The following is a 12,791-nucleotide window of genomic DNA, read 5'->3' on the forward strand; positions in this document are numbered from 1 at the left end:
GCTAAGGAGACTCCATGAAATACAGCAGGTTGGCAGCGCTGACGGCAGGGCTATTCAGCACGACGGTATTTGCGCAAAGCAGCGTCACGCTCTATGGCGTGCTGGACACGGGCATCGAATATGTTTCCCACGCAAACGCGGCGGGCGATCACGTGATCCGGATGCCCGGCATCACGGGCGAGCTGCCTTCGCGCTGGGGAATACGCGGCGCGGAAGACCTGGGCGGCCGACTCAAGGCCGTATTCATCCTCGAAAGCGGCTTCAATCTCAAAGGCGGCGACTCGGGACAAGGCGGGAGGCTCTTCGGACGACAGGCGCTCGTCGGTCTGGAAGGACCGTGGGGCGCACTGACGTTTGGTCGCCAGTACACGATGTCATATTGGGCGTTGGCGGACGCCGATATTCTCGGCCCGGACATCTACGGTATCGGCGCGCTGGACGCGTTCCTGCCCAACGCAAGAAGCGACAACACGGTTGCCTACAAGGGCAAGTTCTATGGCTTCACGGTCGGCGCGACATGGTCGTTCGGACGCGACAGCACGGGCACGGGCAATTCGCCGGGACAAGGGACGTGCGCCGGACAGGTGCCGGGCGACGTGAATCAATGCCGCGAATGGAGCGCGATGCTCAAGTACGACAGCACGTACTTTGGCGTGGCGACGGCCTACGACGAACAACGCGGCGGCACCAACGCCGCGGCGAACTTCTTCGACGGCGTCGCGCCGTTTCCGATTTCCGGCACCGGCGACAAGGACGCGCGCCTTCAGGCGAACGGCTACGTGAACTTCGCGGGCGTCAAACTGGGCGGCGGATGGGTCGGGCGTCGCGTGGAATCGAATGGACCGGGCGGCGACGTGCGCTCCAATCTGTTCTATCTGGGCGCGCAATATTACGTGACGCCGACGCTTGCCATCGATGGCGAAGCGTATCGCGTGATCGTCGAACAGCAGGACGCTCGTGCGACGATGGCAAGCCTGCGCGCCACGTACTTCCTGTCGAAGCGAACCGCCGTGTACGGCAACGTCGCGTATCTGTGGAACAGCGCGCACGCCCGCTATTCGGTCAGCGCTGGCGGCGGCGGAACGACGCCCGCCGCGGGCGTTGGGCAGCTTGGCGCGATTGTCGGGGTTCGGCATATGTTTTGAGGGTTGGCGGCACGGCTGCGGGATCGTTGGCGGGCGCTGGCGGCGCGCCAACGGAACGCGACATTTGAAAATAGCCAGATCTAAAACCTCGCTAATTTATGTTATGTCAAATACGATCCGCAAATAAACGCATCCAACCTGTCACGCCTCCGAGACACATTGCGTACGCGTCAACGGCATCTCAACCCGCCGCCCGCGTCCGCAGCGCAATGGCATCGCCCTTGCATTCATCGACCTTCCGGCATCGCGCCCAATCAAAGGAGGTTCACGATGAGTAACGATTTGACGTTCCGCGCCGGCGAAGCGACCGTATTCGCCGCGCCCGGCCAGGTGACCGACGCCATGCCCGAGATTCTGATCGGCCGCATCGACGGCCCGGTCGGCCATGCGTTCGCGAACATGATGGCGCAGAGCAAGGGACACACGGCCATGTTCGCCATCCGCGCCTGCAACCAGATGGTTCGGCCCGCGACGATGATCGTGCCCAAGGTGACGCTCCGGGACATGACCACGATCGAGCTGTTCGGCGGCGTCGTGCAATCGGCCACGGCGGATGCGATCGTCGATTGCCTGGCCGAAGGCATCTTGCCGAAAGACCAGGCGAACGAGCTTTGCATCGTCAGTCTGGTGTGGATCGATCCGCGCTGCGCGACGGACACGAATCTCGACAAGAAGGACATGTACCGCACGAATTACGAGGCGACCAAACTCGCCATCCAGCGCGCGATGAACAACGAGCCGAGCGTCGAAACGCTCATCGCCAACCGGCATACGATCAAACACGATATGGACGACTGGAGCTAGTCCGCGTACAGCTGCCCAGGCCCACAACAACGACAGCAAGCCGCACGAGCCACCGCTTGCTGTCGATACCGCATCGTGCGTTTCCGACATCTCGCACACGCCGCAAAAGCATAAAAACTCGGCATTGCGCACCATAAGCTCATGTCAGCCCGATGTGAGGCCGCTTTCGCAAAGCGCTCGCGATCCCCTCCTACGACAAAACCCTTCTGTTCGCGGTACTCTCCTATCCGGCACTTTTTCCGCACTCACGTATCCGCAATGGTTTCGACAGGACTCGGTCCGATGCCCAACGACATTCCAGAACCCCAAGCCGTCGATGCGCCGATCACGCGCAGCGCGATCTTCATCGTCGCAACGCTCGTCGACGGCGACGCGCACGCCGACACGGTGCGCGCATGGTGCGCAGACGTCGCCGCGCTCGTACGCTCGGTCGGCAAGCGCGTTCCGTCCGGCAACCTGTCATGTGTGGTCGGCTTCGCCTCCGACGCATGGGACAGGCTCTTCGGCGCGCCCCGCCCTGCGCAGCTTCATCCGTTTCGCGAGTTCGGCCCGAGCGAGCGCCGCGCGATCGCGACGCCCGGCGACATGCTGCTGCACATCCGCGCGGACCAGATGGACCTGTGCTTCGAACTTGCGACACAGCTTGTCGGCCGGCTCGGTGAAGCGGTGACAGTTGTCGACGAAGTGCAAGGCTTCCGCTATTTCGATCTGCGCAGCATGGTGGGTTTCGTCGACGGCACGGAGAATCCGACGGGCCGCGAGGTTGTCGACTTCACGATGATCGGCGCCGAAGACCCCGAATTCGCGGCAGGCAGCTACGTGCTCGTGCAGAAGTACATCCACGACATGAACGGCTGGAACGCGCTGTCGGTGGAGACGCAGGAACGCATCATCGGCCGCACGAAGCTGTCGGACATCGAACTCGACGATGCCGTCAAGCCGACCTGCTCGCACAGTTCGCTGACGACGCTCGTCGAGAACGGACAGGAAGTGAAGATCCTGCGCGACAACATGCCGTTCGGCCGCCCGGGTGCCGGCGAGTTCGGCACGTATTTCATCGGCTATGCGCGCTCGCCCGATCCCATCGAGAAGATGCTGGAGAACATGTTCGTCGGGCGCCCGCCGGGCAACTACGACCGGCTGCTCGACTACAGCCGTGCGGCGACGGGCGGACTGTTTTTCGTGCCCTCGGCGGCGCTGCTGGAAGCGCTCGCGGAGCGCGATCCGCAGCCCGACAGTTCGATCGAGAGCGCCAACGCGGCCGCGCCTTCCGACACCCTTACATCCGAGCCGCGTGCTGGCGGCTCGCTGAATATCGGCTCTTTGAAAGGAACAGCCCAATATGAATAACCTGCATCGCGAGCTCGCCCCCATTTCCAGCGAAGCCTGGTCGCAAATCGAAGAAGAAGTGGCGCGCACGTTCAAGCGCTCCGTCGCGGGCCGCCGCGTGGTCGACGTCAAGGGCCCCGGCGGCGCCGATCTGTCCGGCGTCGGCACGGGACACCTGTCGAACATTGCCGCGCCGCATCACGGCGTGAGCGCGAAATTGTCGGAAGTGAAAGCGCTCGTGCAGCTGACGGTGCCGTTCGAACTGTCGCGCGATGCGATCGACGCCGTCGAACGCGGCGCCAACGATTCCGACTGGCAGCCCGCAAAAGACGCCGCGAAAGAACTCGCGTATGCCGAAGACCGCGCGATTTTCGACGGCTACAAGGCGGCGGGCATCGTCGGCATTCGCGAGGGCTCGTCGAACACGTCGCTCTCATTGCCCGCCGACGTCGCCGACTATCCGAACGCGATCGGCGGCGCACTGCAACAGTTGCGGCTGGCGGGCGTCGACGGTCCCTACTCCGTGCTGCTCGGCGCCGATGCGTACACGGCGCTCGGCGAAGCAAGCGATCAGGGCTATCCCGTGATCGAGCACATCAAGCGGATCGTGAATGGCGAGATCATCTGGGCGCCGGCGCTCGAAGGCGGCAGCGTGGTGTCGATGCGCGGCGGCGACTACGAACTGCATCTCGGCCAGGACGTGTCGATTGGCTACCAGAGCCATACCGACTCGACGGTGCGTCTCTATCTGCGCGAGACGCTGACCTTCCTGATGCTGACGAGCGAAGCGTCGGTGTCGGTGGTCCCGACGGAATAAGCTCAACGTCGAGCGGGGCGACGCGGCTAGTCCGGCCAGGTTTTGAGCACGGCGGCGACCAGCAGCCGCAACTGGCGACGCGTCGCGCCACCGCGCGCCTGAACAGCGAGCCCTTGAATCAACGTCGAGACGAAAGCGGCCGCGTCGTTGCTCGTCATGCCGGGCGGCAGCGGCCCTGCCTGCCTGACAGATTCGAAGCGGGCACGCAACCGACGCTCGAAAGCATTGCGGCTCTCGGACAGTTCGTCGCCCAGCACGCGCGCATCCGCGCTGCACGCAAGCGCGGCCAACGTCACCAGACAACCCGACGGCGTGTTCTTTCCCGTATGCAGATCGACGATACCGTCGAGCAGCGCTTCGGCGATCCGCTTCGGCGTCGGCTGCGCCAACGCCTGGACGCGAAAGCCGAGATGGTCGCGATGGTATCGCTCGACCACCCGCCGAAACAGCCCTTCCTTGCTTTCGAATGCCTTGTAGAGGCTGGATTTCGTCAGCCCCGTCGCTTCCTGGAGATCGGCTAGCGACGTCGAGTCATAGCCTTTGTCCCAGAAGACATGCAAGGCCTGCTCGAGAACGACTTCTTCGTCAAACTCCCGTGGACGTGCCATTTCCGGATTCCTCTGTGTAAAGGATATTGTAGACCAACCGGTCTCTAAAACGGGTCCGTGTCGATCCAGTTCTGCAAGTTTGCCGGAAATGCCCTTCATCTTCGTTCGATCCGGTCGAATGTCATCGCCAACAACTTCGAACGACATTCGACACCAACCGGTCCACAATTACTCCATCGGTACGCGCATCGCGTTGAGCGCCGCCGAAGCGGTCGTTTTTGCAACTTCCCGCCCTCATCCCGGAGTGTCATCATGTCTCAAGCTATTTCTTTCATCGTTCATCTGCCCGGCAAGCCCGAAGCACGCGATGAACTCTTTTCGAGCCTCGTGAAGGTGCTCGACGAAATGTCGCATGAACCGGATTTCGTGAACACCTACCTTCATCGTTCGACGGAGGATCCCGATACGCTCGTTCTCTATGAAACCTGGGCGTGCAGCGCGCAGTACTTTCAGGACTATCACCTGAAGAAAGCGTATCGCGTCGAATATGAAGGCAAGCTCAAGAGCCTGTTGAAGTCGGAGCGGCGTTTCGAGTGGCTGGAACCGGTCAAAGGCTACGAACGAAAAGCGGCCTGGCGGATGAGCGATAGCGGCGGCGCATGAGGCGCGCCGCGGGTTACGAGCGCGGTGGCAAGCCTTGGCTTGCCACCGCGCTTCGTTTTTGCCGTCCGGATATTCCCCGCAAAAAGTCGTTCGATGATCCCGAACGTTTTCATCGATACTCACGCATGTCATTCGATACCGATTGGTCCACAATGTTTTCAACACGACGCGATGCAGGCATCGCAGAGCACAGCAGGTATCGCGTCGGGTCGAGTCGTGTTGAGCGCGGCCTCACGTGGCCACACCTGTACACGACATTTCCTTCGATACTTTGATTCAACAGGAACGATCATGGAACAAGTGACCAGCAAGCGCGCAAAAGTGAATGGCATCACGCTCCACTACATCACGGCGGGCAACCCCACCGGCCCTGTCGTACTCGCGATGCACGGATGGCCGCAGAATCACCGCGAATTTTTCCCCATCATCGAAGCAGCGGGCAGCGCGTACCGTTTCATCGTGCCCGATCTGCGCGGCTATGCGGATAGCGACAAGCCGTTCACCGGCTACGAGCCGAAGACGATTGCGCAGGACATGCTCGATCTGCTTGCCGTCGAAGGCGTCGACCGCTTCCATATCCTGAGTCATGACCTCGGCGGGCCGCCGTCGGTGGCGCTGGCCTACATGGCGGGTAAGCGCGCCATTTCGCTATCGACGATTGAAACGCCCTTCTTTGGGCTCGACGTCCCCGGTTATGTCGATCCGCGCGTCCCCTACTGGCATCTCGGCATGCACATGAATATGGACATCACGCGCTTTCTCGTTGAAGGTCGCGAAGAGCAATATCTGCGTCACTTTTTCCGCGATTTCGCCTACAACCCCGATGCGATTCCCGAAGAAGAAGTGCAGCGTTATGTGACGCAGATGAAGCAGCCGGGCAACCTGCGCGCAAGCCTGAATCACTACGGCTACATTCCGCAAATGGCCGAACAGACGGCAGAACTTGCAAAGCAAAAGCTGACTGTGCCGATGCTCGCGTGGGGCGGCAGCCATTCGTTCGGCTCACACGTGTTCGATAGCGCGAAGGCGATTGCCAACGACGTGAGCGGTGGCGTCATCGAAGCAAGCGGCCACTGGGTATTCGAGGAGAAAACGGAGTTCATTTCGCAAGAACTGCTCGCGTTCTGGAAACGCACGGGTCGGGAGCGGGCATGAACGCGCAGACAGACGTCGGCCGTAAGCGCGCGTTCACGCTGTCTCGCGTGGATCACACGGGTATCACCGTGTCATCGCTTCAAAAGTCGCTGGATTTCTGGGTGGATGTGCTCGGCTTTCGCCATCTCTATACATGGGAGTTCGGCAACGACGCATTCATCGAGAATCTGGTCGACGTGAAAGGCGCGTCGCTGAGCCTCGCGATGGTCGAAGGTTATGGGCATCAGATCGAACTGCTGCAATATCATTCGCCCGACGACCGCAAGACCATCGAGGCACGCGCCAGCGACGCAGGTTTCATCCACATCGCCATGTATGTGGACGACCTCGACGCGCTGCTCGAACGGATCGGCGAAGCGGGATGGCATCCTGTCGGTGCGCCGCAACGCGTCGAGGGCGGTGAACGCGATGGCCTGAGACTCGTGTACGTCCGCGGACCGGACGGCGTGACGCTGGAGTTTTTGCAACCGCCTGTTCTTATCGGCGAGATCTGAAGGAAACGACAAAAGGCCACCTGCGAAGGTGGCCTTTTTCATCGCGTGGAGACGAAGCGCTTGTGCGACCTTGAAGCGCGGTTGCGAGATCAGACGGGCAGCAGCGCATCGAATTCATCCTGCAGCCGCAGTCCTTCGGCGCAGCGCCAGAACGCGGCGACGAGCGGCGACATCGCTTCGCGGTTGCGCGCGACAAGGCCGATTTCGCGCGTCAGTTCAGGCATCAGCAACGCGCGCCGCACGTTGTCGCCAGCGGGCAGCACGCTTAGCAGGCTATGCGGAAAGATGCTCGACATACCCGCGTGCAACACCTGCCCATACAACGCGAGCAGCGAGTCGCATTCGATACGCACTTCCGCCTGTACCTGTTCGCGGCGAAACGCGGCGTTGATCACCTGACGGTTCTGCATCGTGAGCGGCAGCAAGCCGAGTGGCAAGCCGGAAAGTTCGCGCCAGCTGCACGCGCCTTCGACGAGATCGGCGTGGTCGCCGGGCGGTGACAGCAGAATCGAGCGCTCGCGATACAGCGGCAACACCGTGAAGCCCGCCTGCACACCCGAGTCCAGATACGTGAGGCCGATATCGAGTTCGAGTTCATCGAGTTGCCGGTGAATCGCCTCCGAACTCAGCGACTGCACGTCATAGCGAATATGCGGATGTTCGTGCAGACACGGCGCGAGCACGCGCGAAGCGACGGGAATCACCGTCGGTATCGCGCCGACGCGCAGCTTGCCGACGAGGCGATCCTGCGCTGCGAACGCATCCTGGCGCATGTTCTGCAACGTCGCGAGCGTCTGCCGCGCCCAGCCGAGCACGCGCTCGCCGTCTTCCGTGAAGCCGACGAAGCGCCGTCCGCGATTGACGATCGTCAGCCCGAGTTCCGATTCGAGCGCGCGAATCGCTGACGACAAGGCCGGCTGCGAGACATGGCATGCATCGGCGGCACGCGCGAAATGCTTTTCTCGCGCCAACGTGACGAGGTAATCGAGCTGGCGGATGAACATCGGCGCTCAGACCAGAAGATCTTCGTAGAACGCGCCGAATGGCCGCGTCGGATGCGCGATCTGGATCTCCAGAATCCACAGACCGCCGGCGGGTTTGCCATCGAAGTCACCGAGATCGCCTGCTCTGTAGATGGCGTGAGGAAAATCGCTCACGCGATGGCCCTTGATGTCGACGTTCAGACGAACGCCGTGCGCATTGGCCCGCTGCGCCGCGTAGTCGTACAACGCGATGCCCGCACAGCCTGTGGTGCGCCAGTGCTGTTCGACTTCGTCATAGATCGTGCGCGCGGCCTCGGCGCACGCATGCATGTCTTCATCGTCGCCGCAGACAAACGTGGCGCCCGCGTCGCCTTCGTGCTTTGCCCACACGGCGCCCAGATCGATGAAGAAAATGTCGTTGTCCGCGAGCACGGGATCGCCGTTCGATCGCTCCTTGAAGGTGCGCAGCGTGTTCTCGCCGAAACGGACCAGCACGGGATGCCAGATACGGTCCATGCCGAGATCCTTGAGGATGCGCAGCGCCAGCGCGTTCGCCTCCGACTCGGCCATGCCCGGCCGCACCTCGGCCGCGATGGCGTCGACGGCTTTCCACGTCATGGTTCTGGCGTGCTGCATCGCGTCCAGCGAGTAATGCTCGCCGACGGCTTCCTTGCGTGTCGTGTTCAACGTGTATGTCCTTGTCGTCGTTGCATGCAAATGTCAAATTTGCAGTCGATATGCATACGCGAATATATCGCGTTTGAAGCGGATGTCGTAGTCATCCGGGTCATGCCGACGAAAGCTGTGCCTCGATTGCCGCTTTATCAATCACCGACCACACCTCGCCAATCTTCCCGCCGCGAAACTGATAAAACACGTTCTCGGCAAACGAAACCTTCTTTCCGTCGACAGCGAGCCCAAGAAAAGTCCCTTTAGGCGAGCAATGAAATTGCAGCCGGCTCGCAATCAACGACGGCTCTGCAACGAGCAGCGCGATGTCGAAATGAAGATCGGGAATCTCGCGAAAGTCACGCTCCAGCATCGCGCGATAGCCGGACAAGCCGATCCGCACACCGTTGTAGACGACGTCGTCATCGACGAACTGCGCGAGGTTCGCCCAGTCCTGCCGGTTCAGACAGTCGATGTAGCCTCGATACGTCTCCGCAAGGTCGATCCCGCTCATGACGAACGCCCTCGCGTGTGATGGCACAAGCCGCCATGTTACCTGCGTCGCGTGGCGCGTTCAGATCGCGTCGGCGGGCCGCTGCGCGTCGCTATCCACGCAGCACACGAGCACTTCGGCGGGATTCTTGCTCGTGCTCAGGTACACGTGACCCACGGCGCTGTCGAAGTACAGGCTGTCGCCCGGTTTCAGCTGAAACACCGCGCCTGTCTCGAAGCGCAGTTCCAGCGAGCCATTCAACAGAAACACGAACTCCTCGCCGCTATGACGGATATAGTCGGGAAAATCGCTGAGCTTGCGCGCCCGCACATGCGCGCGCATCGGCACCATGCGTTTGCCCGTCAGGTCGTTGGCGAGCATCCCGTATTCGTAGTTGGGCGTGTCGTAGATCATCTGCTCGCCCGACGCCGTGAAGGTCGGCACGATGGGACTCGCGGCCGCCCGCTTCGTGCGCCCGAAGATCGCGTCGAATTCGACTTGCAGCGCATGCGCGAGCGCGGCGAACTTGTCGTAGGTCAGCGCGATATCGCCGCGCTCGGCCTTCGAGATCGTCGATACGGCAATCCCCGACTGCTCCGACAACTGCATCAGCGTCAGCCCGCGCGCCTTGCGCGCATCGCGCAGCCGCGCGCCGACCGCCTGATGATCGATCTGGGACGACGCTTCGGTGGACGCGGGCTCGTTGCGCGCTGCGGATCTGGCCATGTCGGAACTCTGGATAACGAGGGTTTTGTCGTATACGAGAATTTATTTTTTCTCGTATATGATAACTCGCATCGAAGCCAGTCTCTCGTTAGTTCCCGTCTGTTCATCAAGGAGCGGTCGCCGTGTCAACGCTTGCATTGGAAAAAGCCGGTTTGTCGAAGACCCAGGTGATCGCCGCGACGACGCTCGGCACGGCGCTGGAGTTCTACGACTTCACGATCTACAGCTTCTTCGCGATCCAGATCGGGCAACTGTTCTTTCCGTCTGCGTCGCCTGTGAACCAGTTCCTGCTATCGATCGGGGTGTTCGGCGTCGGCTTCGTCGTGCGGCCTTTGGGCGGCATCGTGATCGGCGCTTATGCGGATCGCGCGGGCCGCAAGAAAGCGATGGTGCTGACCATCATGTTGATGGCGCTGAGTTGCGCGCTGATCGCCTGCGCGCCGACCTACGCGATGGTGGGCATGGCCGCGCCGTTCATTGTGCTCACGGCGCGGCTGATTCAGGGCTTTGCGGCGGGTGGCGAGTTCGGACCCGGCACGACATTGCTCGTCGAATATGCGTCGAACTCGACGCGCGCGTTCTTCGCCAGCTGGAACTTCGCGGCCACCGCACTCGGCCTCGCGCTCGGCGCGGCTGTCGCGACGCTCGTCAACGTGACGCTGCCGAAAGACGCCGTGCTCGCGTGGGGCTGGCGCATTCCGTTCGTGCTCGGCATCGTCGCGGCGCCCGTCGGCATGCTGATCCGCCGACGCCTCGAAGAGACGCTCAGCGATGCGTCGTCCGCCGGCACGCATCGCCGTGGCGCGTTGAAAGCGGCGCTCACCACGCACCTCAAGCTGACGATTCTCGGCACGTTCGCCGAACTCGGCGGCTCGGTGTCCGTCTACATCACCGCGTTCTTTCTGCCGAGTCATGCGGTGCGCACACTGCATCTGTCGTCGACGGCATCTGTCGCGTCGGGCGTGATCAGTTCGCTCGTGCTGTTCGTCGCGGCGCCGATCGCGGGCAAGCTCGCCGACCGCTTCAGCCGCAAGCGCGTGCTGGTCACGTCGCGTGTCATTCTGCTGCTGACGGTCTATCCCGCGTTCGCGTGGTTGTCGGCGCAACCGTCTGCGTTCATGCTGTGCGCTGTGTCTGCTTTTCTCGCAGTGTTCGTCGCCGGACAGATCGTGCCCGTGCTCGTGATGATCCCCGAGCTGTTCCCGAAACATGTGCGCGCGACGGGCATCGCGCTAACCTATGTGGTGAGCGCGTCGTTCTTCGGCGGCTTTTCGCCGTTCGTCGCGAGTTGGCTGGTCGCGCTGACGGGAAACCCGCTTGCGCCCGCGTGGTATGTCGCGGCGGCCTGCGCGGTGTCGCTCGTGCCCGTGATCTGGCTGCGCGACCGCACGGGCGAGGCGCTCAACTGACCTTCAAACGGATTCAGGGACTTCAACCATGTCTAGTCACGACGACCTCGTCAGCAAAAACGCCGTCGAATTGCGCCGCATGATCGGCGCGAAAGAGATTTCGCCCGTCGAACTGCTCGACGCCTGCATCGAGCGGATCGAAGCCATCAATCCCGCCGTCAATGCGATCACGGCCACCTGCTACGACGCCGCGCGCGAGGCCGCGAAAGCGGCCGAGCGCAAGGTGCTCGACGGCGCGCCGCTCGGTTTGCTGCACGGTCTGCCGCTTGGCGTAAAGGATCTTGAGGACACGGCGGGCCTTCTCACCACGTACGGCTCGCCGATGTCGCGAGGCCATGTGCCGTCGCGCGATGTCGTGCTGGTCGAGCGGCTGCGCGCGGCGGGCGCAATTCTCGTCGGCAAGACCAATGTGCCCGAACTCGGCGCGGGCGCGAATACGCGCAACCCGGTGTGGGGCGCGACGGGCAATCCCTTCGATACCGAACTGAACGCGGGCGGTTCGTCGGGCGGCTCAGCGGCTGCGCTGGCTTGCGACATGCTGCCCGTCTGCACCGGCTCGGACACGGGCGGCTCGCTGCGCATTCCGGCATCGAAATGCGGTGTGGTCGGCTTCCGGCCTTCGGCGGGACTCGTGCCGAATTCGCGCCGGCTGCTCGGCTGGACGCCGATTTCCGTCGTCGGTCCGATGGGCCGCGACGTCGACGAAACCGCGCTGCAACTTGCTGCAACGGCAGGTCTGTCGACGGGCGATCCGCTCAGCTATGAAGTCGACCCGTTGAGCTTCGCGACCTTGCCCGCGTTCGATCTGTCGACGCTGCGCATCGGCTACACGGAAGACTTCGGCTGCTGCGACGTCGACGACGATATCCGCGCCCTCTTCCGCTCGCGCATGGCCGCGCTCGCGCCGCTCGTCCATACGTGCGAGCCCATCGCGTTCGATCTCGGCGATGCGCACCGCTCTTTCGATGTGATCCGCGCGGAGAGCTTCGTCGCGGGTCTGCGCGATGCCTATGCGCGCGACCCCGGCGCGCTCGGCCCGAACACGCGCACGAACTACGAAATGGGCGCCGCGATGTCGCTTGCCGACAGCGCATGGGCGCAGTCTGAGCAGACGCGGATTTTCCGACGCTTCCAGGCCGCGTTCGAGAATTACGACGTGATCCTTTCGCCGACCACGCCTGTTTCTCCGTTCCCGTGGCGCGAACTGTATGCCGCGCAGATCAACGGACGCGCGCAGGAGAATTACTATCGATGGCTCGCGCTGACTTACGTGGTCACGCTGACGACGCATCCCGCATTGTCGTTGCCGTGTGGTGTCGATCACGCAGGCATGCCGTTCGGCTTGCAGATCGTCGGGCCGTTTCATGGCGATCTGAAAACGCTGGCCGTCGCGCGCGCGATGGAACAGGCTTTCGATAAAGACCCGGCGTTGCGCCGTCCGCGTCCCGATCTGTCGAAGCTCACACAACCGAACCCGGCATTGAAGTCGATCGTCACCGCGCCGCCCATTTTCGAATCGACGGGCGAAGCGCAGGCCGGCATGTCATCCGTCTAAC

Annotated in this window: 14 protein-coding genes; 9 read left to right on the plus strand and 5 right to left on the minus strand. The window is 62.4% G+C overall.

Features of this window, described 5'->3' with window-relative positions; all coding sequences use genetic code 11:
* Window positions 1–14 precede the first annotated feature (14 nt).
* From QEN71_RS09535 to QEN71_RS09550, 4 genes are all read left to right on the plus strand, one after another.
* On the plus strand, window positions 15–1,145 hold the full coding sequence (locus QEN71_RS09535; RefSeq protein WP_201649288.1) for a porin: 1,131 nt from the start codon (window positions 15–17) through the stop codon (window positions 1,143–1,145).
* A 270-nt stretch (window positions 1,146–1,415) separates the two neighbouring features.
* A complete protein-coding gene (gene fae, locus QEN71_RS09540; protein ID WP_201649287.1) occupies window positions 1,416–1,949 on the plus strand; it encodes a formaldehyde-activating enzyme in 534 nt (177 codons plus the stop codon).
* 282 nt (window positions 1,950–2,231) lie between these two features.
* Window positions 2,232–3,299: a Dyp-type peroxidase gene (locus tag QEN71_RS09545; RefSeq protein WP_201649286.1), complete on the plus strand. Its 1,068-nt coding sequence runs from the start codon at window positions 2,232–2,234 to the stop codon at window positions 3,297–3,299.
* The gene (locus tag QEN71_RS09550; protein WP_201649285.1) at window positions 3,292–4,095 is read left to right on the plus strand and encodes a family 1 encapsulin nanocompartment shell protein; all 804 of its coding nucleotides are present in this window, start codon (window positions 3,292–3,294) and stop codon (window positions 4,093–4,095) included. Before QEN71_RS09545 ends, QEN71_RS09550 begins: the two co-directional genes overlap by 8 nt.
* A 26-nt stretch (window positions 4,096–4,121) precedes the next feature.
* Here the strand turns inward: QEN71_RS09550 and QEN71_RS09555 are convergent, their stop codons facing one another.
* A complete protein-coding gene (locus tag QEN71_RS09555; protein WP_201649284.1) occupies window positions 4,122–4,703 on the minus strand; it encodes a TetR/AcrR family transcriptional regulator in 582 nt (193 codons plus the stop codon).
* A gap of 252 nt (window positions 4,704–4,955) precedes the next feature.
* Between QEN71_RS09555 and QEN71_RS09560 the strand changes: the two genes are divergently transcribed.
* The 3 genes from QEN71_RS09560 (at window position 4,956) to QEN71_RS09570 (ending at window position 6,955) form a co-directional block, all read left to right on the plus strand.
* Entirely contained in the window at window positions 4,956–5,306 is a 351-nt protein-coding gene (locus tag QEN71_RS09560) for a putative quinol monooxygenase (protein ID WP_201649283.1), read from the plus strand.
* Window positions 5,307–5,597: 291 nt separating this feature from the next.
* Entirely contained in the window at window positions 5,598–6,461 is an 864-nt protein-coding gene (locus QEN71_RS09565) for an alpha/beta fold hydrolase (protein ID WP_201649282.1), read from the plus strand.
* Window positions 6,458–6,955 carry a VOC family protein gene (locus QEN71_RS09570; protein WP_201649281.1) on the plus strand — a complete coding sequence of 166 codons (498 nt, stop codon included), beginning with the start codon at window positions 6,458–6,460 and terminating at the stop codon, window positions 6,953–6,955. The genes QEN71_RS09565 and QEN71_RS09570 overlap by 4 nt, the downstream gene beginning before the upstream one ends.
* An 89-nt stretch (window positions 6,956–7,044) precedes the next feature.
* On the opposite strand, the gene QEN71_RS09575 is transcribed toward QEN71_RS09570, so the two are convergent.
* The 4 genes from QEN71_RS09575 to QEN71_RS09590 form a co-directional block, all read right to left on the minus strand.
* On the minus strand, window positions 7,045–7,959 hold the full coding sequence (locus QEN71_RS09575) for a LysR family transcriptional regulator (protein ID WP_201649280.1): 915 nt from the start codon (window positions 7,957–7,959) through the stop codon (window positions 7,045–7,047).
* 6 nt (window positions 7,960–7,965) lie between these two features.
* A complete protein-coding gene (locus QEN71_RS09580; RefSeq protein ID WP_201649279.1) occupies window positions 7,966–8,625 on the minus strand; it encodes a M24 family metallopeptidase in 660 nt (219 codons plus the stop codon).
* Between the two features lie 100 nt (window positions 8,626–8,725).
* A complete protein-coding gene (locus tag QEN71_RS09585) occupies window positions 8,726–9,121 on the minus strand; it encodes an ester cyclase (protein WP_201649278.1) in 396 nt (131 codons plus the stop codon).
* A 60-nt stretch (window positions 9,122–9,181) separates the two neighbouring features.
* Complete coding sequence (locus QEN71_RS09590) at window positions 9,182–9,826, minus strand: helix-turn-helix domain-containing protein (RefSeq protein ID WP_201649277.1); 645 nt, start codon at window positions 9,824–9,826, stop codon at window positions 9,182–9,184.
* A gap of 122 nt (window positions 9,827–9,948) precedes the next feature.
* Here QEN71_RS09590 and QEN71_RS09595 point away from each other — a divergent pair, with 122 nt between their 5' ends.
* A complete protein-coding gene (locus QEN71_RS09595) occupies window positions 9,949–11,235 on the plus strand; it encodes an MFS transporter (RefSeq protein WP_201649276.1) in 1,287 nt (428 codons plus the stop codon).
* 28 nt (window positions 11,236–11,263) lie between these two features.
* A complete protein-coding gene (locus tag QEN71_RS09600) occupies window positions 11,264–12,790 on the plus strand; it encodes an amidase (RefSeq protein ID WP_201649275.1) in 1,527 nt (508 codons plus the stop codon).
* Window position 12,791 lies beyond the last annotated feature (1 nt).

It is taken from the genome of Paraburkholderia sabiae (assembly GCF_030412785.1).
Lineage (GTDB): Bacteria > Pseudomonadota > Gammaproteobacteria > Burkholderiales > Burkholderiaceae > Paraburkholderia > Paraburkholderia sabiae.